This window comes from Pseudoalteromonas sp. S554 (assembly GCF_005930865.1).
GTDB lineage: Bacteria > Pseudomonadota > Gammaproteobacteria > Enterobacterales > Alteromonadaceae > Pseudoalteromonas > Pseudoalteromonas marina.
Genome location: NZ_PNDV01000009.1, coordinates 1 through 26,264 on the forward strand (window position 1 = coordinate 1; position 26,264 = coordinate 26,264).

Annotated in this window: 27 protein-coding genes and 1 riboswitch; of the genes, 9 read left to right on the forward strand and 18 right to left on the reverse strand. The window is 41.1% G+C overall.

All coding sequences use genetic code 11. The features are described from left to right. Positions 1-185 precede the first annotated feature (185 nt). Complete coding sequence (orn, locus tag CWB65_RS04005) at positions 186-731, reverse strand: oligoribonuclease (protein ID WP_008130263.1); 546 nt, start codon at positions 729-731, stop codon at positions 186-188. Positions 732-893: 162 nt separating this feature from the next. Here orn and rsgA point away from each other — a divergent pair, with 162 nt between their 5' ends. Together rsgA and asd are read left to right on the forward strand one after the other, a co-directional pair. Next, positions 894-1,952, forward strand: a complete 1,059-nt coding sequence (gene rsgA, locus CWB65_RS04010; RefSeq protein ID WP_008130261.1) for a small ribosomal subunit biogenesis GTPase RsgA — start codon at positions 894-896, stop codon at positions 1,950-1,952. A 15-nt stretch (positions 1,953-1,967) separates the two neighbouring features. Further along, positions 1,968-2,846 carry an archaetidylserine decarboxylase gene (gene asd / locus CWB65_RS04015; protein ID WP_008130259.1) on the forward strand — a complete coding sequence of 293 codons (879 nt, stop codon included), beginning with the start codon at positions 1,968-1,970 and terminating at the stop codon, positions 2,844-2,846. A 147-nt stretch (positions 2,847-2,993) separates the two neighbouring features. Here asd and CWB65_RS04020 read toward each other — a convergent pair whose 3' ends face one another. The 8 genes from CWB65_RS04020 to CWB65_RS04055 form a co-directional block, all read right to left on the reverse strand. Further along, a complete protein-coding gene (locus CWB65_RS04020) occupies positions 2,994-3,743 on the reverse strand; it encodes a HesA/MoeB/ThiF family protein (RefSeq protein ID WP_138739949.1) in 750 nt (249 codons plus the stop codon). Then, on the reverse strand, positions 3,736-5,262 hold the full coding sequence (thiE, locus tag CWB65_RS04025) for a thiamine phosphate synthase (RefSeq protein WP_008130253.1): 1,527 nt from the start codon (positions 5,260-5,262) through the stop codon (positions 3,736-3,738). The genes CWB65_RS04020 and thiE overlap by 8 nt, the downstream gene beginning before the upstream one ends. A gap of 13 nt (positions 5,263-5,275) precedes the next feature. Continuing rightward, positions 5,276-6,067: a thiazole synthase gene (locus tag CWB65_RS04030; RefSeq protein WP_008130252.1), complete on the reverse strand. Its 792-nt coding sequence runs from the start codon at positions 6,065-6,067 to the stop codon at positions 5,276-5,278. Positions 6,068-6,071: 4 nt separating this feature from the next. Further along, complete coding sequence (gene thiS / locus CWB65_RS04035; RefSeq protein ID WP_006792068.1) at positions 6,072-6,266, reverse strand: sulfur carrier protein ThiS; 195 nt, start codon at positions 6,264-6,266, stop codon at positions 6,072-6,074. Beyond that, positions 6,267-7,274: an FAD-dependent oxidoreductase gene (locus CWB65_RS04040; protein WP_138739950.1), complete on the reverse strand. Its 1,008-nt coding sequence runs from the start codon at positions 7,272-7,274 to the stop codon at positions 6,267-6,269. A gap of 105 nt (positions 7,275-7,379) precedes the next feature. Next, entirely contained in the window at positions 7,380-9,332 is a 1,953-nt protein-coding gene (gene thiC, locus CWB65_RS04045; RefSeq protein ID WP_039036356.1) for a phosphomethylpyrimidine synthase ThiC, read from the reverse strand. A 144-nt stretch (positions 9,333-9,476) separates the two neighbouring features. Beyond that, positions 9,477-9,585: riboswitch (TPP riboswitch) on the reverse strand. A gap of 100 nt (positions 9,586-9,685) precedes the next feature. Then, complete coding sequence (locus CWB65_RS04050; protein ID WP_235591582.1) at positions 9,686-10,084, reverse strand: META domain-containing protein; 399 nt, start codon at positions 10,082-10,084, stop codon at positions 9,686-9,688. Positions 10,085-10,205: 121 nt separating this feature from the next. Continuing rightward, positions 10,206-10,610, reverse strand: a complete 405-nt coding sequence (locus CWB65_RS04055; RefSeq protein WP_138739951.1) for an acyl-CoA thioesterase — start codon at positions 10,608-10,610, stop codon at positions 10,206-10,208. Positions 10,611-10,739: 129 nt separating this feature from the next. Here CWB65_RS04055 and CWB65_RS04060 point away from each other — a divergent pair, with 129 nt between their 5' ends. Next, complete coding sequence (locus tag CWB65_RS04060; RefSeq protein ID WP_249365016.1) at positions 10,740-12,857, forward strand: TonB-dependent receptor; 2,118 nt, start codon at positions 10,740-10,742, stop codon at positions 12,855-12,857. A gap of 218 nt (positions 12,858-13,075) precedes the next feature. Here CWB65_RS04060 and epmA read toward each other — a convergent pair whose 3' ends face one another. Continuing rightward, positions 13,076-14,050 (reverse strand): elongation factor P--(R)-beta-lysine ligase, encoded by a 975-nt coding sequence (epmA, locus tag CWB65_RS04065; protein WP_138739952.1) that lies wholly within the window; start codon positions 14,048-14,050, stop codon positions 13,076-13,078. A gap of 100 nt (positions 14,051-14,150) precedes the next feature. Further along, complete coding sequence (gene efp, locus CWB65_RS04070; RefSeq protein WP_006792061.1) at positions 14,151-14,717, reverse strand: elongation factor P; 567 nt, start codon at positions 14,715-14,717, stop codon at positions 14,151-14,153. 41 nt (positions 14,718-14,758) lie between these two features. Between efp and epmB the strand changes: the two genes are divergently transcribed. Beyond that, entirely contained in the window at positions 14,759-15,772 is a 1,014-nt protein-coding gene (epmB, locus tag CWB65_RS04075; RefSeq protein ID WP_138739953.1) for an EF-P beta-lysylation protein EpmB, read from the forward strand. 8 nt (positions 15,773-15,780) lie between these two features. Here the strand turns inward: epmB and CWB65_RS04080 are convergent, their stop codons facing one another. Continuing rightward, entirely contained in the window at positions 15,781-15,990 is a 210-nt protein-coding gene (locus tag CWB65_RS04080) for a hypothetical protein (protein ID WP_006792059.1), read from the reverse strand. Between the two features lie 71 nt (positions 15,991-16,061). Between CWB65_RS04080 and CWB65_RS04085 the strand changes: the two genes are divergently transcribed. Further along, a complete protein-coding gene (locus CWB65_RS04085; protein WP_008130233.1) occupies positions 16,062-16,352 on the forward strand; it encodes a hypothetical protein in 291 nt (96 codons plus the stop codon). A gap of 60 nt (positions 16,353-16,412) precedes the next feature. Here CWB65_RS04085 and CWB65_RS04090 read toward each other — a convergent pair whose 3' ends face one another. Next, complete coding sequence (locus CWB65_RS04090; RefSeq protein WP_138739954.1) at positions 16,413-16,904, reverse strand: DUF3016 domain-containing protein; 492 nt, start codon at positions 16,902-16,904, stop codon at positions 16,413-16,415. 278 nt (positions 16,905-17,182) lie between these two features. Next, on the reverse strand, positions 17,183-17,674 hold the full coding sequence (locus CWB65_RS04095) for a DUF3016 domain-containing protein (protein WP_138739955.1): 492 nt from the start codon (positions 17,672-17,674) through the stop codon (positions 17,183-17,185). A 271-nt stretch (positions 17,675-17,945) separates the two neighbouring features. On the opposite strand from CWB65_RS04095, the gene galE reads away from it, so the two are divergent. Further along, a complete protein-coding gene (gene galE / locus CWB65_RS04100; protein ID WP_039036351.1) occupies positions 17,946-18,962 on the forward strand; it encodes a UDP-glucose 4-epimerase GalE in 1,017 nt (338 codons plus the stop codon). A gap of 43 nt (positions 18,963-19,005) precedes the next feature. Here the strand turns inward: galE and zapE are convergent, their stop codons facing one another. After that, positions 19,006-20,115, reverse strand: a complete 1,110-nt coding sequence (gene zapE, locus CWB65_RS04105) for a cell division protein ZapE (RefSeq protein ID WP_138739956.1) — start codon at positions 20,113-20,115, stop codon at positions 19,006-19,008. Between the two features lie 59 nt (positions 20,116-20,174). Between zapE and rsuA the strand changes: the two genes are divergently transcribed. Further along, positions 20,175-20,873, forward strand: a complete 699-nt coding sequence (gene rsuA / locus CWB65_RS04110) for a 16S rRNA pseudouridine(516) synthase RsuA (protein ID WP_138739957.1) — start codon at positions 20,175-20,177, stop codon at positions 20,871-20,873. Between the two features lie 27 nt (positions 20,874-20,900). On the opposite strand, the gene CWB65_RS04115 is transcribed toward rsuA, so the two are convergent. Both CWB65_RS04115 and CWB65_RS04120 read right to left on the reverse strand, forming a co-directional pair. Continuing rightward, on the reverse strand, positions 20,901-21,674 hold the full coding sequence (locus CWB65_RS04115; RefSeq protein WP_006792053.1) for a YggN family protein: 774 nt from the start codon (positions 21,672-21,674) through the stop codon (positions 20,901-20,903). A gap of 146 nt (positions 21,675-21,820) precedes the next feature. Further along, positions 21,821-24,250, reverse strand: coding sequence for a zinc-dependent metalloprotease (locus CWB65_RS04120; RefSeq protein WP_138739958.1), 2,430 nt, complete (start codon positions 24,248-24,250; stop codon positions 21,821-21,823). 154 nt (positions 24,251-24,404) lie between these two features. On the opposite strand from CWB65_RS04120, the gene CWB65_RS04125 reads away from it, so the two are divergent. Continuing rightward, complete coding sequence (locus CWB65_RS04125; protein ID WP_006792050.1) at positions 24,405-25,373, forward strand: class 1 fructose-bisphosphatase; 969 nt, start codon at positions 24,405-24,407, stop codon at positions 25,371-25,373. A 64-nt stretch (positions 25,374-25,437) separates the two neighbouring features. Here CWB65_RS04125 and CWB65_RS04130 read toward each other — a convergent pair whose 3' ends face one another. After that, positions 25,438-25,764 carry a hypothetical protein gene (locus tag CWB65_RS04130; RefSeq protein WP_138739959.1) on the reverse strand — a complete coding sequence of 109 codons (327 nt, stop codon included), beginning with the start codon at positions 25,762-25,764 and terminating at the stop codon, positions 25,438-25,440. Between the two features lie 43 nt (positions 25,765-25,807). On the opposite strand from CWB65_RS04130, the gene CWB65_RS04135 reads away from it, so the two are divergent. Beyond that, a complete protein-coding gene (locus CWB65_RS04135; protein WP_138739960.1) occupies positions 25,808-26,167 on the forward strand; it encodes a DUF5522 domain-containing protein in 360 nt (119 codons plus the stop codon). Positions 26,168-26,264 lie beyond the last annotated feature (97 nt).

Sequence of the window (26,264 nt, forward strand, 5' to 3'; positions counted from 1 at the left end):
AACTGAGCTAGTGCCGCATTATGGTTAGTCAGTAATTTTCCGTTGGTGCGCGACAAGTCGCGTTCAACATTCCGGCAACTGGCTAGTGCCGCATAATCGCTCGCTCAAGCGCACTAACCCCGCAGGGGTTATCGTCTTGAGCGGGGCAGGATTCTACAATAATACGATGTGTTTGCAAGTGTTTTTTACAAATTAAAGAATTTTTCTCTGTATACCTTCAATTCCATAATCGAATCTTTAATGTCGTCTAAGGCAAGGTGAGAGCCTTTTTTATTCACTTGAGCGAGCACTTCTGGTTTCCAACGTCTAGCAAGTTCTTTAATCGTACTTACATCAAGGTTGCGGTAATGGAAAAAATCTTCGAGTTCACGCATATATTTATTCATAAAGCGTCTGTCTTGCCCAATTGAGTTACCGCACATTGGGGATGCACCGGCTGGCACCCATTGCTTTAAAAACTCTAATGTTTGCGCTACCGCATACTCTTCATCAAACGTACTTGCTTTACAACGCGCAGTTAAGCCTGATTTACCGTGCTGAGTAGTACACCACTCATCCATACCATTAAGTAATTCATCGCTTTGATGAATAGCAATAGTTGGCCCCTCGGCTAATATATTAAGGTCTGCATCAGTGACAACAGTTGCAATTTCAAGTATTTTATCGGTCGCAGGTTCAAGTCCGGTCATTTCCAGATCGAGCCAAATTAAGTTTGATTTATTAATAGTCATAATTACCTTAAACGGTGCTTTTCTTTAGATCCAACGCATTTCGATATATCATATTAGCATCAACCGTCGAGCTAAAGCTTTTTTTATACCAACTCGGTTAAGTATTATTGCGAATTGGTATTATGTTCAGAGCCGACATTTAAACAAGGTTATAGGCCAAACGTGGCAAAACAGAAAAAATTAAGTAAAGGCCAATCGCGTCAGATCAAGGCCAATCATCAAAAGCGTATTAACAGCGCAGGTTCAAAACCAGCTAAAAAAGGTGCCCAAGAGTGGCAGGCAGATAATTTAGGTCAGGTTGAAAGCGCCATTGTAATCAGTCGATTTGGTCAGCACGCTGATGTTGAAACGCAAAATGGAGACGTGCTTCGCTGTAATATACGCCGAACTGTATCTAATTTAGTATGTGGCGACGAAGTATTATTTCGTCGCGCTAAAGTAAGTGAAGGCGATTTAGCCGGAGTTATTGAAGCAACACAAGAGCGTCGCTCGCAACTTACTCGCCCCGATTTTTACGATGGGGTAAAAGTAATTGCTGCAAATATTGATCAAATACTTATGGTTTCTGCTGTATTACCTGAGTTTACCCCTAGCATTATTGATCGCTATTTAATTGCCTGTGAAGACATGGGTATTGAGCCTATTTTAATCCTCAACAAAATCGATTTAATCGACGAAGCCGGCCTAAAAGATATTCAAAACGTGCTCGATATTTATCGCAAATTAAATTATCGCGTACTGCTTGTCAGCAATATAACCGGTGAAGGAATTGATGAACTTAAAAACATGCTTGTTGGTAAAAATAATATTTTTGTAGGTCAAAGTGGCGTGGGTAAATCAACCCTAGTAAATACTGTACTGCCAAATGCCGAAATATTAACGAAAGAGGTATCCGAAAACAGTGGCTTAGGCCAACACACCACAACGGTATCACGCCTTCATCACTTACCCACTGGCGGTAACTTAATTGACTCGCCGGGTATTCGTGAATTTGGGTTGTGGCATTTAGACGTTGAGCGTGTGACTTGGTGCTTTAAAGAATTTAGAGAATTTATAGGTGGATGCCGCTTTAGAGACTGCAAACACTTAAATGACCCGGGCTGTATAATTAAAGAAGCCGTAGCCAATGGCGACATTTCGCAACTACGCTTTGACAGCTACCACCGAATTTTAGAATCAATGGCCGATGGCCGTGCCGGCGCTCGTGCGCCGCGTGTATAATTAAGGAAAAATACCGTGAGCTTAGACAAATTTAAAATCGCAATGCAGTACGCAATGCCAAAACACTTTATTTCGCGCGTTGTGGGTAAATTAGCAGCTGCAAAAGCCGGTGCGTTAACAACAACGCTTATTAAACTGTTTATCAAGCAATATAAAATAGATATGAGTGAGGCTAAATATTCAGACCCGTCTCATTACAAAACATTTAACGAGTTTTTTACTCGTCCACTCAAAGACGGCGTTCGTCCAATGGTTGAAGACGCTGATACAATAATTCATCCAGTAGATGGTGCAATTAGCCAGCTAGGCGACATAGTTGATGGGCAGCTTATTCAAGCCAAAGGCCACGACTATAGCTTGCAGGCACTTCTGGGTGGGTCTGAGGACGATACTACTGCGTTTTTAGGTGGTAAATTTGCAACTATTTATTTAGCACCAAAAGATTACCACCGTATTCATATGCCTATTGATGGCACATTAAGCAAAATGATTTACGTACCGGGCGATTTATTTTCGGTAAATCCGCTTACAGCGCAGAATGTTCCCAACTTATTTGCGCGTAACGAGCGTGTAGTGGCTATTTTTGAAACGGAAGTAGGTCCACTCGCTATGGTATTGGTAGGCGCAACTATTGTCGCTAGCATAGAAACTGTTTGGGCCGGTACTGTTACTCCACCAGCAGGTAGTGATGTATTTAGTTGGAATTACCCGACCAGCGGTGAAAACGCAATCACACTTAAGAAAGGCGAGGAGATGGGTCGCTTTAAATTAGGCTCAACGGTAGTGCTTGCATGGGGTGCTAATAAAGCAAACATACTAGACGATCAACTACCAGAAGTGGTTACTCGCTTAGGGACTGCGTTTGCAAAAATTAAAGGAAGTGAAGAGCTATAAGTTTTTAGTTTTTAGTTAAAGATTAAAAGCACCGCGTTTATGACAAATGCGGTGCTTTTTTATTGGTAGACGAAGAGCTTGCTCATGTTAGAAGCGCAGCTTCTCATGGCTTAATCCCAAGTTTAGCCCCGCGAATTACCTCTTATTTTATCCACCACACTCTTTACAGTTTAAATCTTTAACTACTTTAAAATGTTGCTGCTTTAAACTCAGCGCATCAAAGGTAATAAATGCACTCCCCTCAACATGCCCGAGTAAAAAATTAAGCGTAAGTTGTGCCTGCATAGAACCAACAATCCCTAATAAAGGGCTTATTACCCCCGCATTACTACAATTAATAGCGGGTGCTTCACTCGTTTTTGGAAATATACAGCCGTAGCAAGGGCTTTGAGTCTGTGTAAAATCAAAGCCCATTAACTGCCCGCTTGTCGCGATAGCAGCGCCAGCTATTAAACGCGTTTTATTCGCTAAGCAATACCGGTTAACTGCATAGCGCGTGGTAAAATTATCTGAGCAATCAAGTACTACATCGGCATTGCTTAAAAGCTCAGCGCAATTCTCGTCATCAAGCTTTTTGCTCTGCGTTACTATATTTATTTGATTATTGAGGCTCGTTAACACTTTACCAGCGGCCGCTACCTTGCTTTGCCCTAAATGATTAACTTTATAAAGCACTTGGCGCTGTAGGTTTGAAAGTTCAACGGCATCATCGTCTATTAAAATAATCGAACCAATACCCGCCGCCGCTAAATACAAAAGTGCTGGACTGCCTAAACCGCCTGCACCGACTACAGCAACAGTGGCAGACTTTAGTGCTAACTGCCCTTCTAGCCCCACTTCTTTTAATAATAAGTGGCGGCTATAACGCAGGGTTTCTTTATCGCTGAGCTTATCCATTTGGCTGGTTTATAGCGCTTTGTAGCGAGCTAATAGCTGCAATATAGTCATCCGCTTCACTAATGGCCCTTACTACCGCAACACTACCGACGCCTGTATTAGCAACTTCATTTGCGCGGGTTAAATCTATTCCGCCAATGGCAACCGTTGGGTAACTTTGCATTAATGGTACACACTTTTTAAGTTTATCGAGCCCTTGTATTTGCCCTGTCATATCTTTGGTCGTGGTAGGATAAATTGCACCAAATGCCATATAACTTGGTCGGTAATTATGCGCACGCAGCATTTCATAAAAACCATGAGTCGAAAGCCCAAGCCTTAAACCCGCCTCTTTAATGGCGGCTAAATTAGCAATTTCTAAGTCTTCTTGGCCTAAATGCACGCCATAAGCACCGTGCTTTATTGCTAACTGCCAGTAATCATTTATAAATACGTGAGCGCGGTACTTTTTACCCAGTTCAACAGCCTGTTTTATGAGTTCATCAAGCTCAGTCTCAGTTTTATTTTTAACACGTAATTGCGCTGTTTTGATCCCTTGCTGTAAGCACTTTTCTAGCCAGTCATTACTATCAACAATCGCGTACAAGCCTAATTGTTTACTTTCACAAGGTGCAAAATCAGCGGCCATATTAAACTCAAGCGGCACATCAAAATCAAGTTCATCACCAAGCCAGCTACCTGGCTCTATAACTTGAGGATAGTCATCTAAATGTGTAGGAAATGATGTTTGCGCTACAGGCCCTATTCCTTCACCGTATCTAACCGACTGCTTTAAACCTTGGTTTATATAAGCTTTGGCTAAAATAAAGGCATCTTTTAGTGGGTAATCTTTTGCTAAACACGCTGCAATAACCGACGCCATACTGCACCCCGTACCATGGTTGTGTGGGGTTTGAATTTTTTTATTACCTAGCCAATATTCTTCATTATTTTGTATGCAGTAATCAATACAGTAACCACTAGGGAAATCCCAATGCCCACCTTTAATAACCACTGACTTTGCTCCCCAACTTAGCAGTTTATTTGCAGCGTCTTTAACGGCGCTTGGGCCAATTAAATATACGCCGGTTAATAATTGAGTCTCGTGCGTGTTAGGTGTTATTACATCCACCAGCGGCAATAAGCACTCTTTAATAGCGCTTACGGTATCTTCTTCGGTTAATACATCACCGCTTGAGGCAATAGCAACGGGGTCGTAAACAATCACTGGTGGAACTGGCCATTTAGCTTTGTAGTGGCTTATGTGTTCACTGATTAATTGAATTTGCTGCACATTTGCTAACATGCCAATTTTAATTACTTTGGCCTTCATGTCTTTTTCAAGTGCCAAAAGCTGTGATTCAATAATATCGGTAGACACCGCATTAATAGTTTCTACACCTAAACTATTTTGCGCCGTAAGCGCGGTAATTGCGGTACAGCCATGTACACCAAAACTTTGCATCGCCTTTATATCGGCTTGAATACCTGCGCCACCGCCAGAATCAGATCCGGCAATTGTCCACACTACGTTATTCATATATTTTATTTCCTTACTGCTGATGCCAAAACGGCATGCCCATTGTAGGAGTTGAGGGTGCTGCGAGGTCTTTTTCGGGCATTGCTTTAGCGTTATAAGCAAAGCGCCCTGCCTCAACCGCCGCCTTAAATGCAAGGCTCATAGTTTTTGAGCAACCCGCCCCAGCAATGGCTGAATTTAATAATACAGCATCATACCCTAATTCAAGCGCTTGGCAGGCATGCGACGGTAGACCTAACCCTGCATCCACGATAAGTGTTGTATTTGGTAAGCGCTCACGAATCGTTTTTAAATTGTAACTATTTAACAAGCCTTTTCCTGTGCCTATTGGTGCCCCCCATGGCATAAGCACTTCGCATCCTAGGTCATTTAAACGCTGACAAAGCACTAAATCATCGGTGCAATAAGGCAGTACTTTAAACCCATCGTTAATTAGTATTTCTGTGGCTTCAAGCAAAGCAAATGGATCAGGTTGCAAGTTATAGTCATCACCTATCAGCTCAAGCTTAATCCAATCGGTAGCAAATACTTCACGACACATTTGAGCAAGGGTTACCGCTTCTTTTACGCTGTGACACCCGGCCGTATTGGGCAATATTTTTAAACCCGTATTTTTTATCAATTGCCAAAAGTCATCACCTGCTTCTGCACTTTGCTGGCGCCTTAGTGATACCGTGACAACCCCCGCTCCGGATGCTTCAATTGATTGCGTCATAATATCTGGCGATGGATACAAAGCAGTGCCAATTAGTAATCGGCTATTAATTGCTTCACCATAAATATTTAACGTGTCTTTTACTTGCATGCGCCTACCCACCTTGAATGGGCGATAACAATTCAATGCTATCCCCTTCATTTATAACAAAACCGTTATGCTGACTTTTTGGTATAAATACGCCATTAACAGCCACCGCATAAGGGGCAATTGCTCCATATTCTTTCAATATCTCAAGTAACGCATGAGAGGTTAAATCTAAAAGCTCACCGTTTAACGTAATCTTCATTTAATTCTCACCTATGTACGATAGCGCTTGTGCAACAAGAACAGGGGCTAACATATAGCCATGACGATATAAGCCATTAATGCTAATAACATTTCCTGATTTTTTCACTTGTGGTCTGTTATCACTAAACGCAGGCCGAAGCCCTGTTTGAACCCCTAATAAACGCCCTTCTGCAAACCCACTATGCACCGTGTAAGCTGCCGACAATAGTTCTAGTGTTGAACGTACAGTGGCTGGGCCGCTGTCTTGCGATTCAATTTCAGTTGCACCAATGACATATTCATTATTAGGTTTTGGTGCAATATAAATAGGATATCGCGGATGCATTAATCGCACTGGACGCGTTAAATTAACTTCTGGCGCATAAAGTCGCGCAACCTCACCTCTTACGCCACGAAGCAGTTGCTCCTTTTTTGCGCCAAGCCCTCTGCAATCAATAATAAAATCAAACGGGCGATTATTAATTTCACCATTTTTAATAGTTACCCGCTGATTAAACACAAACTTTACTTTTCGCCTGTTAAGCATGCTATAGCTTGCTTTATAAAAGGCTTGGTTATCTATTTGCCCTTCACAGGGTAAAAACACACCTTGGCTAAAACGATTCGCAAGCTCTGGCTCTAACTGCGCTATTTTCTGAGCATTTAAGGCCTCAGTATTGTGCCCAGCTATGGGTTTTATTCGCTGGGTAAAGCTTTGCAGGTCGCCTTTATCTTGCTGATGTGCAACCACTAATGTGCCTTGCTGCTGAAAAAACACATCGTGTTCAAGCTCTTCTATTATTTGTGGCCAGCGATTAATCGAATCCAATCCCATTTGCGCTAAATCGGCTTCACACAATACCGACTCAGCCAATGGCGCAAGCATAGCTGCTGCAACTTTGCCTGCGCTATTGAGAGCATGTTCATCATCGGCCTCAAACACGCTCACATTGTGCTGCTTACTTAGCTCAAGTGCAGCAAGCCTTCCTGCTAAACCAAATCCAACAATGGCAATATGGTACTGCATAAAAAATCCTTCATTGGCTGGCCGCGAGTCACAAACTACATGCAATCTTGTGCTAAGGTAGCCACCTCATTGCACGTAGATAGATATCCGCAGCCTAAGGTCGAGTTATATCGCTTTGTGATAAATTTCAGAGCCCGTTTGCTTAAACTCCTCTGATTTAGCTTTCATTTGCGCTTCTACATCAATCATTTTAATTTCAATAGCCTCACCCGCGTTATTGGGATCAATACCACGCTCTTCTAGATCGTTAGCGTAATCACGTACCTCTTGGCTGATTTTCATAGAGCAAAATTTAGGGCCACACATAGAGCAAAAATGAGCTACTTTGCCCGACTCTTGTGGCAGTGTTTCGTCGTGGTATTCGCGGGCACGTTCAGGGTCTAAACCAATATTAAATTGGTCATGCCATCTAAACTCAAAACGCGCTTTTGACAAGGCATTATCGCGCTCTTGCGCGCCTGGGTGTCCTTTAGCTAAATCCGCGGCATGCGCTGCAATTTTGTAGGTAATTAAACCTTCTTTAACGTCTTCTTTATTTGGTAAGCCTAAATGTTCTTTTGGCGTTACATAACACAACATAGCACAGCCATACCACGCTATTTGTGCCGCTCCAATACCCGATGTAATGTGGTCGTACCCTGGTGCAATATCGGTTGTTAGTGGGCCTAGGGTATAAAATGGCGCTTCGCCACAATGTGCTAGTTGCTCATCCATGTTGGCTTTAATCATGTGCATTGGCACATGCCCTGGACCTTCAATAAATACTTGTACGTCATGCTTCCATGCTATTTGTGTTAGCTCGCCTAATGTACGTAACTCACTAAATTGTGCTTCATCGTTTGCATCAGCAATAGAGCCTGGGCGAAGGCCATCGCCTAATGAAAAACACACATCGTATTGTTTTAAAATTTCACAAATATCTTCAAAGTGCGTGTATAAAAAGTTCTCTTTATGGTGCGCTAAACACCATTTGGCCATAATAGAGCCACCGCGCGATACAATACCTGTAACACGTTTTGCCGTCATAGGGACGTAGCGTAAAAGCACACCGGCATGAATAGTAAAGTAGTCGACACCCTGCTCTGCTTGTTCAATTAACGTATCGCGAAATATCTCCCACGTTAAGTCTTCAGCAACACCGTTTACTTTTTCAAGGGCCTGATAAATGGGCACTGTGCCAATGGGTACAGGCGAGTTGCGCACTACCCACTCACGCGTTTCGTGAATATAACGCCCAGTTGATAAATCCATTACGGTATCGGCGCCCCAACGAGTTGACCACACCATTTTTTCTACTTCTTCTTCAATAGAAGAGGTAACCGATGAGTTACCAATATTGGCATTAACTTTAACTAAAAAGTTACGGCCAACAATCATTGGTTCGGTTTCTGGATGGTTGATATTGTTAGGTAAAATTGCGCGGCCGCGTGCTATTTCGTCACGTACAAATTCAGGGGTTATAAAATCGGGAATACTCGCGCCAAACGACTCACCCTTATGCTGCGCAGCTAATAACTCTTCGCGAATCTTTGCACGCCCCATATTTTCTCGCACTGCAACGTATTCCATCTCTGGCGTTACAATACCTTGGCGGGCGTAATGCATTTGTGTGACATTTTTGCCCGCTTTACCACGGCGAATTTTTGGTAGGTGATCAAATCGAATATGATCAAGTCCATCATCAGCCATACGCTGCTGTGCAAACTGCGAGGTGACCGAATCGAGTACTTCTGTATCGTTGCGCCCTGCAATCCATTGCTCACGAAATTTTGGTAACCCTTTGCGTACATCTAATTCAAAATTTGGGTCAGTGTACGGGCCCGATGTATCGTAAACACGAAGGGGCTCATTAGATTCATACACCGGATTTTCGTCGGTGCCACCAATAAACGTATCACTGAGTGTTATTTCGCGCATACCTACACGCACGCCTGGCTGGCTACCTTCAACGTACACTTTTTGAGAATTTGGAAATGGCTGCCCTGTTAAATTATAAATATATTCAGATGCAGCTGCGCGCGTTTCGCGACGCGATGATTTATTTGTAGTGTTTGACATGACTTACCTCATAACTAAAGGGTTGTCTTGTCAGATATTCCAAAAGGAATAGAGAAAGATCGTAAAGTAGCTTCATGCCACTTTGCAGCCTATAAAAATGGGTATCGCTTTATTGCACGCATAAAAAAAGACGCACAAGCGTCCCGTTTTAGGCAGCTTGTTCCCTACGCAGGTATTAACCTGATCAGGTTCACGGATCCCGCTTTCGCGATCTCAGCCTAAGCAACATACTTAGGCACTCCGACAAGTATATAAATTGTTCGTTGATTTAGTAAACAATCTTATTAAATCTGCGTTGAGTGTACGCCAGTTAAAAAAGACCCGCAAGGGGTCATTTTTTAAAACTCTAAAATTTATTTAGCAACAAATACAAACTTTTGCTCGCCTTGCATAACTAATTTTTGACCTTGCATGCTAAGCGTTGCACCTTGCTTTAACGTTTTTAAAAACTGCTGTTCAAACTTATCTGTTTTTTCGCCGCAAGATTTTCGGGTCATTCCAACTTTTTGCACACTAAGGCTACTTTCGTTAAGTTCACCCTCACCAAAAAATCGGTTACATCCTGCAAATCCATTTACTTGAAGCGCTTCTATAAAGCTAACGGAGGCCGTGTATTGTTCCTCTAAGGCTAGATCATCAATTGTAGATAACTGCCATTGTGTGTACTTTAGCTGCTCACTGGTAACGGTCCCTGTTGATGCGCAACCAACACATAAACCGATTATAAGCATCGGTATTGCTGCTAATTTCATACTGCTACTAACTCATTGTCTAATTAATGTCATAATAACAATATTTATGCGATTTATCCGTTAAATTTGCATGTTTTAAATGTAATTTTTTGTTCATAAAACGTTATATATGGAATATGAGTTAGCCTAAATCATTATTGTTGAATAGGGTTTGCATTTCGGGTGGTAAAAAAGGACGCCCTTTTTCGTTAACGGCAGTACCTATTACTTTTGCTTTAAGCATCACTTGCTGGTCGTGTTTACGTACAATAGTTTGCTCAAACGCAAACTTTAAACGACTTAGACGAACGGGCTTTACAGACACATAAAATTCATCTTCTGGCACCAATGATTGCTTGTAGTCAACTTCACTACGAATCACAACTAAATTAACTTTTTGCTTAGCAAGGAATGCAAAGTCAACACCGTTCGAAAATAGGAATTCATGGCGAGCATGTTCTAAATAATTAAAATAAACACTGTTATTAACGATCCCTTGTAAATCACATTCGTAATGACGTACTTTAAAATCAACTTTAAAAGTCATATTAGTAATCCTAGTTTTTTTACGTATAATCGCTGCGTTATAACACAGGTATAAAAATAATTACTAGGGTCAGTTTGTCTTTTAAGATTAAGACTAAAAGGTCAACAGACCCCAGCATAAGCCCCTAAAATGGAGTTAAGTAACAAAATGAACTTACGTTTGTCTTTAATCACTGCCGCACTTTTGCCGCTAATGAGCGCCCCTTTTTCAGCTAATGCTGATGATAGCGACATAGAAAAAATAGTGGTCACCGGTGACTTTCAACGAGAAACTATTCAAACTTTAAGTGCCAGTGCAAGTTTACTCAGTGAAGAAGAAATAAGCCTACGTGGTGCAAGTTACTTAGACGAAATATTAGGCAGTGCCGCTAACGTAAACTTCACTGCGGGTGCGTCCCGTGGGCGTTTTATACAAATTCGTGGCGTGGGTTTACGCTCACAATTTGTTGATCCTATTAACCCTTCGGTTGGTTTAGTTATTGATGGCATTAACTACTCTGGCCTTGGTGGCAGTTCATTATTATTTGATATTGACCAAGTAGAAATTTACCGTGGACCTCAAGGAACACGCTTTGGTGCAGACGGCATGGCCGGTATGATCCAAATGCAATCAGCTAAAGCAACTAGCGATCCGAGTTTAAAACTGCACTTAGGTGCTGGCACATACAACAGCCATGAGGCAGGCCTTGCAGCAAGCACTGGTTTGACCGACGATACAACGGCTCGTGTTAGTTACTTTCGCAGAAAATCTGACGGCTACGTAGACAACTTATACCTGAACGAGTCAACACAAAATCAAGACGAGCAAGTTGCACGCTTTAAGTTAAACTCTCAGCTTACTGAAAACCTAAACACTGAGTTAAATTTTCATTATATTGATATAAACAATGGTTACGATGCCTTTACGCTCGACAACAGCCGCGACAGCGTTGCGGATGAACCAGGTCAAGATAACCAAAAAAGTTACGCGGTAGGTATTGCTAACACTTACACGGGTTTCGATAAATTTGATGTAAGCCTTAATGTTTCAGCAATCGATAGCGAGTTACTTTACAGCTACGATGAAGACTGGGTTTGTAATGATATTAACGAGCCGCAACTTTGTGCTGCAGGCTTACACCCTTGGGGTTACAGCTCTACTGATATTTACAATCGCGATCGCGATGATCAATCAGCTAACTTACAGTTTAACGATAAAACCGGTAACTGGGTTGCGGGTCTTTATTATCAAAACCGCGATGTTGATTTAGAGCGCCAATACACATGGCTTGCAAGCCCATTTGCCTCTACCTATGAAACCAGCAATATTGCATTGTATGGGCAAGTAGCAACCCCTATTGGCCCAAAAACCACTTTAATAACAGGCCTACGTGTTGAGCAATACCAAGGTGATTACACCGACAGTAACGGTTTTATACAAGAAACCGACGATGTTATGCTCGGTGGTAAAGTCGCGCTTGAGTATCAAGTAATAGATCGCACTATGATCTACGCAAGTATTACGCGTGGTTACAAAGCCGGTGGTATTAACTCTGAAGCGCTTGCAAAAGCAAAAGATGAAGGCCTAAACCTAGACGCTAACTTTTTTCAACAGCACACCAGCTTCGACCCTGAATACTTATGGAGCGGTGAGTTTGGCGTTAAAGGATCATCACTCGATGACGCTTTAACACTTCGCCTAGCGGCATTTTATATGCACCGCGACGACATACAGTTAAAAGCATGGCAAGTTGAAGGCCAGCAGTTTACAGGCTACGTTGATAACGCAAGCTCTGGTAGTAACTACGGCCTTGAAATTGAGGGTAACTACCGACTCACCGACAACCTATTATTAACCGGTAGCGCTGGTTACTTAGACACAGAAATAGATAACTTTGTAACGCAATCTGGTTTAAACCAAGATGGCCGTGAACAAGCCCAATCGCCTAAGTACCAATATGCATTTACTGCACGCTACAATTTTACCAACGCTTTTTATGCCATGGTGGGTATTGAAGGGAAAGACGATTACTACTTCTCAGACAGCCATAACTCAAAAGCGCCTAATAGCAACTTAGTCAACTTAAGCTTTGGCTACGACGCTGACATGTGGTCAGTTCGTGCATGGGCACGCAATGTGTTTGATGAAGCTGTGCCCACGCGTGGTTTTGAGTTCGGTAACGACCCACTTGATGGCTACGAAACGCATACCTACACACAATTAGGTGAGCCAAGAGTAGCAGGTATAACGTTTACGTTAGAGCTGTAAGTTGTCAGTTGTCAGTTGTCAGTTGTCAGTTGTCAGTTAAAGATTAGAAAACACCGCGTTTAATTAAAGCGCGGTGTTTTTATTTATAGACTTCGAGCTTGCTCACGTTAGAAGCAACGCCTCTAATTACTTTAATTTAAGTACAATCGATATAATCAAACAACCTTTCAAAACCTCGCTTTAACGCGCCAGCAAGCTGTGTGCTTACAGGGCAAGTATCAGGCTCTATCTACATCAAAGGCAATTACATCTTTAATTGTGTCTTTGTTAGTTGCTAGCATTACCAGCCTATCAATCCCCAATGCTACGCCTGAACATTGCGGTAAACCATGCTCCAATGCAGCAATTAAGCGCGAATCCATCGGAACTTGTTTTAAACCGTGCGCTTCACGATACTGGTTATCTTCATCAAAGCGTTTAGCTTGTTCTGTTGCGTTGGTTAGCTCGTTAAAGCCATTCGCAAGCTCCATATTTTTATAATAGAGTTCAAAACGACCAGCGACTCGCTCATCGTGTTCACAAATTTGCGCTAATGCCGCTTGTGAGGCAGGAAAGTGATAGACAAAACAGGGTTTAGTTTGCCCAATGCTCGGTTCTACTTTCATACAAAATAACAGCTGTAGCAAGGTATCTTTATGAGTTTCGTTTTTAGCTATGTCAGCAAAGCCGTGCTCACAAGCATGCGCCTTTAGTTGATCTAAAGATGCTGTCAGTGGATCCAGGCCTAATACTTGTTTAAATGCATTCTGATAAGTAATACGCGTTGCTGGCTCCACATTAAGTACACACTGCATTAGCTCATCCATTTCATCCATCAATGCAAATTCGTCAAACCCAGGGCGATACCACTCAAGCATCGTGAACTCAGGGTTATGATGGCTGCCCGCCTCTTCATTTCTAAATGCTTTGCAAAGCTGAAAAATAGAACCTGAACCGGCCGCTAACAAGCGTTTCATTGCAAACTCGGGGGATGTTTGTAAATAAAGAGGCAAACCACTAGCATGCCCGGGGCCCATAAATGAAGTATTAAAACTTGCCAAGTGAACATCAGTGACACTAGCAGCACTTAAGCTCGGTGTTTCTACTTCCATTACATCTCGTACGTAAAAAAATTCACGAATTGTGCGTAAAATTTCTGCGCGTTGTTTTAATGTTTTTATATTTGCGCTGGGCGCCCAAAGTGTTGCTGACATATTTTCTCCAAAAAAAATCCCAGCATAGGCTGGGATTTATACCAATTCGCTTAGGCCGTGTTGCTCTTTGCGGATTGGTATTATTAAGCTACGTTAAATATTACTTAACACGGCCTACGTACTCACCACTGCGGGTGTCTACTTTAATTACTTCGCCAATTTGAACGAATAATGGAACACGAACTACTGCACCCGTGCTAAGTGTTGCTGGTTTACCACCCGTGCCCGCTGTATCACCTTTTAGGCCAGGATCTGTTTCAGTGATCTCAAGCTCTACAAAGTTTGGTGGAGTAACTGCAATTGGGCTGCCATTCCATAGTGTGATAGTACATACATCGTTTTCAACTAACCATTTGCCAGCATCGCCTAAAGCTTTCTCGTCAGCAGCAATTTGCTCAAATGTTTCGTTATTCATGAAATGCCAAAATTCACCGTCTGTATAAAGATACGCTAAGTCAGTATCCATAACATCAGCACCTTCAACCGATTCACCTGATTTAAAGGTTTTTTCAAGTACCTTGCCAGAAATAAGCTTGCGGATACGAACACGGTTAAACGCTTGGCCTTTACCAGGTTTTACCATTTCATTTTCTAAGATACTGCAAGGCTCGCCGTCCATCATAATTTTTAGGCCGCCCTTGAACTCGTTGGTGCTATAATTCGCCATCGTTTCCTCTATTTTAATTTTTTCGAGTAATCTACGTGCCAATGATACAAAGAAATGAAGCAAATTTGCATAAAAACTGGCAAAAAGAATTAGCAAATGTAGTTACCTGTCCAAAAACCTTGCTTGAAATGGTTGGTTTATCGAGCCAAGTCCATGAAAACGACCTAAAAGCTCGCAGTTTATTTCCGGTACGGGTACCAGTGCCTTTTATAAAAAAAATGCGCAAAGGTGATGCAAACGATCCTCTATTGCTACAAGTTATGCCTCGCCATCAAGAGTTTTTAAAAAAATCGGGGTTTAATAAAGATCCCTTGCTTGAGCAAGACAACTCCCAACCCGGGGTTTTACATAAGTATAAATCGCGTGTTTTAGTTATGTTTAAAACCGGTTGTGCTGTAAATTGTCGGTATTGTTTTAGACGTCATTTTCCGTATCAAGAAAACCAACTTAATAAAAAAAGCCTGCTAGATGCCCTTAGCTATATAAAATCAGATACCAATATAAACGAAGTGATCTTAAGTGGTGGCGACCCGCTTATGGCCAAAGACGATGCCATTAGCTGGTTTTTAGATGAGCTTGAAAAATTACCACAAATAAAACGTATGCGAATACACAGCCGTTTGCCTGTCGTGATACCTGCGAGAATTACCGACGAGCTATGTGCCCGCTTACAAAAATCACCGCTAAAAATTGTATTTATAAACCATATAAATCACGCCAACGAAATAGATGATGAGTTTAAAGCCGCAATGCAAAAGCTTAAGCATGCAAGCGTTATGCTATTAAACCAAGCGGTTATTTTAAAAGACGTGAACGATACGGTTGACGCACAAATAAATTTAAGTGAAGCGTTATTTGATGCCGACGTGCTGCCGTATTATTTGTATTTGCTAGATAAAGTTGAAGGCGCAAGTCACTTTGATATTAACGAAGAGCAAGCAATAAAAATAATGGCAGAGCTTTTAAAAGCTCTGCCCGGATTTTTAGTGCCTAAATTAGTAAGAGAAATAGGCGGTCAAAAAAGTAAGACCCCTATCGACCTCAAACTTATTTAGAGCGACATTTAAACGTATACGTTTATGTTATTACCAAGTGTTGCAGTCACCGATTTAGCCGGTGTTTGCGCACTTGATGATTGCGCAGCACCTTCAATTAGTGCAAGCGCAGCTGCGCCGTCTGCCTGTTGCTGTTTTTTAGCCAAAGAAGCGCTGTAAACTTCACCACTTTCGCTAGCCCCTGACATAACGGGTAAACTTGAACCTGATATATTCATATTACTAACCTGACTTTTAAATGTAATCCACGTATTATATCGGCCATGCAGTACAAAGCTTTAGGAAAACCATGGATTCTATAATTGAACAACTCAACGCTAACTTAAAAATTGTTTATCGTCAGGCACTTGATGCCGACAAAAAACTAGACGAATTACAACAACAAGGCCATGGTAAATTTAAAGCCTTATTTGGAAAAGACGCTGGTTTTGACTTTGAAGCAAAGCGTTTCAAACCCTATGTACTAGACGTTGCAGCCGACGTAGAAAGTTTATCAACCGATGGCTTTAACGAAGAAAAGTTAAAAACAACCGTCATTAAATTACAACAGTTACTCACTTTACTTGCCACGTTTAAGTAACTTGAAAAACAAAATGCCGATAAAATATCGGCATTTTTAATGTTTATTCTGTAGCTGCCTTTACCCTACAGTAGATAAAACTTTTGAGTTAAACCAGTTAGTCACTAACCGCTTTTCATAATAAAATGATTTAGAAGAAGAGCGTTTAATTTTATCCAAGTAGCCTCTATCCTTTAAAGAGACTTCATCATTCTGACTAACTACATCACCCTGCGAATTAGTTACAGTGTAAGAAAGCTTCATTTTTGGGTAATAAAAAGGTTGGATTACCCTTACTTGTGTAGCACCAGAAAACTCAATATCACCGGCTAAATCAAGCTCTATAACCTCTACGTTCAATTTGTATCCACTTGGTAGCTTTTCAGCTAATTTAGCAAAATGCTTTTCAAAGTTAATCGTAATTTGTTTTTCAAAGGATTTTGGTGATTGATTTGCTGCACGCACATCGCGATAGTTATCAAAATCTTGCCATTTAACTGCCGACTCACCAGCTTGTACAATACTAACAGAGCTCAAGCCTAGTGCTAACGTTAATAATTTTAAACTTTTCATAATCTTCTCCTTGTGAACTATTAAAAGTCAAAGTAAGTACAGCAAATATAATTTGACCAATAAGTCAGAAAACTCTCACTGTTGACTTAGTTTAAATTAGCAGCAAGAATATTTAATGTAAAGATGGGTACAAGTAATATTCAAATACATCATATAAAAAATGTTATATGGTATAACTACTTAGTGTCTAGTTAGGGGAAGCAGATACATATCTTATTTGCTGCGTTGAAGTAAGTTTTGATATTAATGGCGTGAGGCTCTTCACCAGACAGCTTTATTTAATCGATACTTGTTAATACTTGTTCGCCAAACCACTGTGTGAGTAATCTTTTTTCGTGGTCAAATGACTCCTCTCGGCCTCTTCTTATTCTATCCATAAAGCCCATGTCTTTGAGTTCAACATCATTTGCTTCACTTATTACATCCCCTTCTTTATTAACTAACGAATAGTTCAGGTTAATACGTGGGAAAAAAATAGGTTCAACAACGCGTATTTCACTTGTGCCACTAAAACGTACATCACCAGCTAAATCAACATCTGTAATTTCGACATTCAGCTTATAACCTTTTGGCAGTTGCTCAGCAAGCTTGGAAAAATGTTTTTCAAACTGCTTCGTAATTTGCTTATGGTAAGACGCTTTAGTTTGGTTTGATGCACGCACATCGCGATAGTCTTTAAAGTCATGCCACTTAACTGCAGACTCGCCAGCATGTGTAAATAGTGGCAATACAACACACAGTGCCATCGAAATTTTTGTAACTGAGTTCATAGCTATCTCCAAAAAGTAATCCATAACACAATGTATATGGTGTGACTTTGTTGCTTACCTTAATTAAATAATCCTAACAGATATATATTAACTATAACTTAATCATAGTTGTTAAATGTAATTATAAACGAACAAAATGTAATCTGATGTACCTTTTAAAACTACTTTAAACCATCTTATTTGCAAACTAAAAATTAAATATAAAGCATGTAAACTATGCCATTTTATGTTGAAATTAAAACAACTGAATAAAGAACCCTACGGAGCTTTCATGACTATTTTAGTAACCGGTGGCGCAGGCTATATTGGCTCGCATACCGTTTTAGAACTTTTGCAACAAGGAAGTGATGTTGTTGTTATAGATAATTTAGCAAATTCATCGCAAGAGTCCCTGGCTCGCGTTAAACAAATTACGGGCAAAGAAGTAACTTTTTATCAAGGTGACATACTCGATAAAGCTTTTTTAGATTCAGTATTTGCAAAGCATACGGTTAACAGCGTTATTCATTTTGCAGGCTTAAAGTCGGTTGGCGAATCGGTTGCTAAACCAGTAGAGTATTACCAAAATAATGTGCAAGGCACGTTAACCTTAGTTGATGCTATGCGAGATGCGGGCGTATTTAAGTTAGTATTTAGCTCATCTGCCACCGTTTATGGTGACCCGGCAAGTTTACCTATCAAAGAAGACTTTCCTGTTGGTGGCACAACTAACCCATACGGTACCTCAAAATTGATGGTAGAAATGATGCTCCAGGATATCGCTAAATCTGACGAGCGCTTTGCGTTTGCTATTTTGCGTTACTTTAATCCAGTAGGTGCTCACGAATCGGGCCTAATTGGTGAAGATCCTAATGGCATTCCTAATAATTTATTACCATTCATTGCTCAAGTAGCAGTGGGTAAACTCAAGCAGTTAGCCGTATTTGGTGATGATTACGACACCATTGATGGCACAGGCGTGCGCGACTACATTCACGTTGTAGATTTAGCTATTGGCCACTTAAAAGCCCTTGATAAAATAGCTACAAATACGGGGGCACTTGTCTATAATCTTGGCACTGGTAATGGCTATTCTGTTCTGCAAATGGTTAATGCATTTATTAAAGCAAGTAACCAAGCAGTACCATACCAAGTATCACCTCGTCGCCCTGGCGATATTGCTGCATGTTACGCCGCACCAGAAAAAGCCCTTAATGAGCTGGGCTGGGAAGCTAAACGCGGAATTGATGCCATGATGCAAGATACATGGCGCTGGCAGTCAAACAATCCAAATGGCTACAGTAAGTAAAGTAATTAAATTTGCGCTTAGCCATAAACCGTTAAGCGCGTTTTTACCAATTTTGCATTTCTACTAGCCGCGATTGCGTTCGCGCATATTCAAAGCTTAGCTTTTTACCCACATATAAATGCTCTATATTTACCTGAGCATTGATGATCAGTAATTTTTGACAGTCATAAAATTCATCCACTAATGCAATAAAGCGCCGAGCCTCGTCGTCTAAGGTGTGTTCTTCAAGCGTTTGCTTTTCCCGCTGGTAGCTATCTTCTATTCCATGCACAATCGTTTTACCCGTTGCGGTTTCACCCATTTTAGGCACATTATTAACGTACAATACATCAAACTGGGATGCTAAAAACATATAGTCGTTTGCACTACGTGGGCCTGAACATAAAGCCATAAAATCAATGATTACGGCTCTAGGCGCTTTTAATTGGTAGCTAAGTTTACGGCCGTGAATCGTAATTACATCTGAAAAAGTAACCTGTGAATTCGCTTGCACAAAAATAGCTTTAAAATCATCACTCGGTAAGTTGATATAATAGTGGCGGCTATTTTTACCATATCTAAAGCGATGATCCTCCTCACCGGCCACATTGACTATATGGCAGTGGTTGTTAATTAAATCGATAGTAGGTAAAAATCGCGCGCGTTGCAGACCGTTGCTATAAAGCTGTTCTGGTTTTGCATTAGAGGTAGCCACCAGCACTAAACCTTGCTCAAACATCGCTTTAAACAATCTAGCCATAATCATGGCATCGCCAATGTCGCTGACAAAAAACTCATCAAAACATAATACTTTAATGTTTTTAGCCCATTTTTTCGCTATCAATGTAAGCGGATTAGCGTGGCCTTGTAGCTCAGCTAATTGACTATGAACATGTGCTATAAAATGATGAAAGTGAAGTCGCTGTTTTTTTACCACTGGCACATTGTTATAAAATAAATCCATTAACATAGATTTACCGCGCCCTACCGGCCCATACAAATAAACTCCGTTTATATTTGGTGTTTTTTGCCACCATTTCACCGGTGTCTGAAGTTGTAGGCTTAATGTATTTAATGCCATAACCGCACGTTGCTGGGCAGCATCGTACGTCAGCTCACCAGAGGCCACTTTGGCCTTATACAGGTTTAAAATTAGTGTGCTGTGCACTGTCATGGTATTTCACTATCGGCTATAATCGCGCCCATTGTAGCCGACTAAAAATGTGAACCAAAATGAAATTCCCTTGCCGTTTAGATAAATTTATTAGCCACTTAGCAGAAGTACCGCGCACGCAAGCCCGCGCCAGTATTAAGCGTAAAGAAGTAAGCGTAAATGGTGAGGTGATCACAGCACATAACTTTCAGTTAGCAAAAAACGATGCCGTATTACATAACGGTGAGCCATTAGTATTTTTAGGTAAACGTTACTTTATGCTAAATAAGCCTGTTGGTTATGTGTGCGCAAATAGTGACGACTTACACAAAACAGTTTTTGACTTACTTGATGAGCCAAATATGAGTGACTTTCACGTAGCAGGTCGATTAGATATAGACACAACAGGCTTAGTTATTATCACTAACGATGGCGACTGGTCACATAAAATTACCTCACCACGCAGTAATAAATTTAAAACATACCTAGTTGAAACCCAAGAACCAATTACCGACGAAGCGCTTGAGCAATTACGCGAAGGCGTTATGCTACACAATGAAAAAGATGCCACCCGCCCTGCTATTGCTGAGCGCTTAGCTAACTACGGTTTACGCTTATCAATTAGTGAAGGAAAGTACCATCAAGTAAAGCGCATGCTTTATGCCGTTGATAACAAAGTGGTTGAATTACACCGTGAGCAAATTGCGGGTATTAAGTTAGATGAAAACTTAGCGCCAGGCGAATACCGCTTGTTAACTGAGAGTGAGATAACACTATAGGGCGGTCTGATAACGAACCACTTTCCCTTACGATTTAATTTGCACTAAATCAAAGTCTGCCATGCCCGGTACAATCGCTTGTAAGCGAGATTCGGTGACATCTAACGTATTAAGGTATTCGCAATATTCTGACGCTTTTAGCTCTAGTTGGTCTGCTTTTTTTTGCAATGACTTATCAATCTCTTTCGTGATGATATCCATGCGTTGACCCATATCGTTGATGCGATCCTCAATATTGCCTTCACGCGATTTAAACGCATCCCCTAAAGACACTAAAATGGCACCTAACGAGCCATGAACCGCCGAGTGGATTTTTTGGCTTATTTCTTTTGTAAAAAAGTCATCAATTTGAGAGAGTGATTGAGGAGCTATAAAAAAAAAGTCGTCGCCTCGCTTAAACTTATCCATCAACGCGCGTTCTACGTATTGCAGTTGGGTTTTAAGTACTTCAGGCTCTTTATCCGACATGCCCTCAACCACCTGCTCAATAGCACTCAGCCCTAAATTAACACCGTCGGTGGCTAAATTTACAAGCTCAGGTACTGTTTGGCGAATGCCTTGGCTAAATTGCTCCAGTACTTTGCTTTCATCTTCACCTAAATCAACCCAATAGCCACGAATAAAGAGCTGGGTATTGTTGTTAATTTGCACTCGTGTTTGGCCTTTATCAACAATTCGTATTACGTCATCGGTAATAATTAGACCATGTCTGAGTTCAACATCACACGGTTTTTGAGCAAAGGCAGCGGTACTTGAAAGTGCAATGGACAGCGATAAAATCGCACGAGATAAAAACGCCATATACACCTCAAAAAGACAAAAAATGGAAGGCAAGTAGGTTAACAAAAAACCAATTTTATGCAAGAAAAAAACAGCGCTTGATACTATCGAAGCGCTGCTTATAAAGGCGTTTAAAGCTAAGGGCGTATTAACTTACGCCCTAAAAATTAAATGGGTGAACCTGGCGGTATAGGTAGAACTTTAAAGTTACTAGGCCACTCTCCATTAGCTAAAAAGTGTTTTACCTGCACCGCTAGATATTGCCTAAATGCGCTCTCACCGGTGCTTGTATTACTCAGCATCGTGTTTTGATTAAAGTCGTCACTTAGCTTAACTAAGTAATAACGAAGTTGCGCTTGTACCTCTGGGCTTACATTATTATTTGCCACTAAGTCAGCAAACGTTTTTGCTGTTAAAAACTGTATACGCTGGGTTATTTTGCCTTTCATTGTGTCGGGCGACGATACATTATAAACATGATTATATAACTGCTTTAATAACGCATCTAAACTGTAAAATTGGTTATTACGGGCTTGTTGTTGCGCTAAACGATTTAAGCGCTGTGGATTAAGCAACAACGATAAACTATGCTGCACTGCCACCTCTGGTAAAGCCATTGCATCAAGTGTTAACCCTGTACGCCCCACTACGCTTTCGCGCGATTTAGACTCACCATATGCTTTTGGCGGAATTAACGATAATACCGATTCAGGTATAACTAAATTTTTGGCTGTAAGCGTTGCTAAAATGGCATTAACTGCATCTTGTTGCACTTGCTTATCAACAACCTGAGCGCCTTGGACAGGCTCATCACCGCGCGTTTCATATTCGTAATTTACACCTGCAATTAACTTAACCACAGACTCAACTTGAAAACGATGAAATAAATAAAGTGGCACAAGCTTTTCTTCTAACTGAGATAGCGCAACACCCAACTTAATATTATTAATACCAAATTGCGAAAGTGCCTTTTTACGCACATCTAAAACACGTAAAAGCTCTTCTGATGGGTTAGCGCCGTTATCCCATAAGTGAGCAGTTGGATGAGCACCCCCTTTAGCTCGCGCGTCAGAATCTGAAATAAACGCTAGCCCTTTGGCTTTATTCTCTTTTAAAATTGCCGCCAGCTCTGCGCTTTCATCTTGATTAGTAAAGTCGCTATAACCGTATTTAATTACCTGGGTATCCCATACGCCCATACCTGTTGCATAGCCTCGTGTTACATCAAGCTTGCCTTGTTCATTAAAGCTCAATAATGGGTGTGGGTAATCCATTACTGAGGCTCTATCACTTACTGATGCCGCAAAGTTATGGGCAATACCTAATGTATGGCCAATTTCATGGGCGCTTAACTGGCGAATACGATCAAGCGCCATAGCGTGTAAGTTTTTAGCAACTTCATCGCCTTTAAAATAAGGAGCAGCCAGCGCTTCTGCAATTAAAATATCTTGGCGAACACGAAGCGAACCCAACGTCACATGTCCTTTTAATATTTCACCGGTGCGCGGATCAATAACTGAGCCTCCGTATGACCAGCCACGTGTTGCCCTATGCACCCACTGAATTACGTTGTAACGAATATCCATGGGATCAACATTGGTTGGTAATACTTTAACAATAAACGCGTTTTTATAACCTGCAGCGCTAAATGCATCATTCCACCACTTACCGCCTTCAAGTAAGGCGCTTTTAACTGGCTCTGGTACACCGGGATCTAAATAATAAACAATAGGCTCAACCGGCTCGCTAATAGGTAAGCTCGGATCTTTTTTTGCTAAACGGTGACGCGGTATATAACGAACATACATCGACTCGCCTAAAGGCGCTGCGTAATCTTTGTGTTCAATGCTCCAAAAGCCCGATTGCGGGTTAAATTTACGTGGTGTGTAATTATCATCTGGTAATTGAACAAGTGAATGGTGCATATGTACGGTAACAGTGTATGGGTCGGCGCTAACTTGGCGTACAAACTTACCCGGCTTTGCGCCTTTAAATGTAAGCACGGCTTCAAGTTCGGTGTTTTTTACAAAGGCTTTTGAACGCGCCATGTAAACCGCACTTCGTGATTCATCAAGGTTAAAATTACCCTGCTTACGCGCAGCTAATGTACGGCTTACTCCATGTACATCGCTCAATAAATAAGGCGTGTAGTCAATAAGTGCCGTGCTTTTGTCTTCTGCAACCACTTTAAAGCCCGCCAATATGCTTGATGCAAATGCCTCTTTGATACTTTGCTGCTCGGCTTTATTACTAGTATTAGCACGGTAGTAAGTATTTACAGCACGCAGCATAACTTTATCGCCAAAGCGCTCAAACTGTACCAAATGCGTGTTGCCAAGCTGGCCTCGATCAAGCCCAATATCGTTTGACCCAATCCCGTATGGCAAACTTTGTTGTAATAAAAACTGCTGCTCAAACTTATCTACTTTTAAATACACTTTGCCGTTTTGGGTATCGTAATAAAACGAGTAGTACCCCGGAAAGTGGTTCATTTGTGTAGTAAATTCATCAATTGACTTAATTGCTGCGTGCGCTTGAGTTATGATAGAGCACAACACAGTAAAGAATATGTAACTTAGTAGTGGTATTTTTTTCATAATCTTATCTTTGTTATTGGCGTTTTAGGTACGATTAGGTGCCCCCATTATAGGGCGGTATTTAAACAATACAGATATTTAAGACGAATTTCAGCGCTCTAAACTAATCTCTCTCACATTATGATTAGTTTTAACACGTTATCAGGAAAATAGAATGCGTAGACTCCCTCCAGTATTGCTAGAAGACGGTTGCCCAAGAGAACTATTATCATTAATCCGAACTATTTTAGCGGCATGTAAAGAAATATCTTTTCGTGTTGGCCAAGGCGCGCTTTCAGGCGTATTAGGCTCAACACTTGATGAAAACATTCAAGGCGAAACGCAAAAAAAGCTCGATGTATTATCTAATCAGCTATTAAAAGATATTTTACTGGAGTCGGGCACAGTTAAAGCCATTGCCTCTGAAGAAGAAGACTACACCGTTGCAGGAAACCCAGACGCTAAATATATTGTAGCATTTGACCCACTTGATGGTTCGTCAAACACCGATATTAACTCGCTGGTAGGGACTATATTTTCAATTATGGAAGCGCCTGAAGGCTCAGATGCAGCAGACGAAAGTATTTTTATGCAACCTGGCCACAAGCAAGTTGCAGCAGGTTATGTACTTTACGGCCCATCAACAATGTTGGCGCTTAGTACAGGTAAAGGCACACGTATGTTCACCCTTGATAAAACCCAAGGGAGCTTTTTACTAACAGAAGACTTTGCCACTATACCTGCAGATACAAACGAGTTTGCGATTAATGCGTCTAATCAGCGTCATTGGCAACCCGCTATGCAAAATTACATAAATGATTTGTTAGAAGGCGATACCGGCCCGCGCGCTAAAAACTTTAATATGCGCTGGATTGCGGCCATGGTAGGCGATGTTCATCGCGTACTAAGCCGAGGCGGTGTATTTACTTACCCAACTGATACTAAAGATCCTAATAAACCTAATAAACTGCGCCTACTTTACGAAGCAAACCCAATGGCTATGCTAGTAGAACAAGCCGGCGGCATTGCCTCAACAGGGTCTGAACGTATTATGGATATTCAGCCAGACGCTATCCACCAGCGTGTAGCGGTTATTTTAGGATCTAAAAACGAAGTAGAAACCTGCTTGGGATATCACAAGTAACCACGTTGTCAAAAAATACTAAAGCCGCATTTAATTTAAATGCGGTTTTAAGTTAACCTAAACTTTAATCCTTTAACAATGCCAGTATTTTTTCAAGCTTTTGGTGATCAAGCTCGCCCATTTGCTCGCTATTACTAAGCGCATAAATAACGCCCTCGTGTTCAGCGCAATCAACGTCTTTTCGTGACTCAATAACGTTAGCCCAAAGCTCTAAGTCATCTAAATCTATTTCACCACTCAAACAGCGTTTAATTACACCAACTAATACGTCAGTTTTTAATGCGTATAAGGGCGCTTGACCATAGGCAGGCGTTGACACAATAACCGATATTGCATCGTCTCTTTGTGCCGAAAACGTAATAAATTCTGCTAAGGCTTTTTGTATATTCATAATATTTGTTATTCTTGGTGCTCTACTGTTGATAAGAACTAAAATGACTCAAACAAACTGCAGCCAATGTAATACAGTGCTTAACTGTAATGTAAATAATATAACCGCATGTTGGTGTAACCAGTTACCCGCTATTTTACCCCTAGACGCAACGGCAACAAGCTGTTTGTGCCAAACCTGTACACTCAATAAAATTAATCATTACCTTGAAGAGCTTTATACTCAGCCAATTAAAAGCCAAATAGAGTTTGCAAAAGCATTTAGAGGAAACGATAACTTAATTGAAGAGCTCGACTACACGATGCAAAATGGCTACATGGTATTTAGTAAGTGGTTTTTTTTAAAGCGAGGAACCTGTTGTAAAAATGGCTGTAAAAACTGCCCTTATGGATACAAGCTGTAAAAAGTTTCAAAGTGAATAAAACATTATTATCACCACAGAGAAGACAAGGAGCAGTGCAGGAGAAGTAATTTTAAAACCAATCAACCGTTACGCTCTA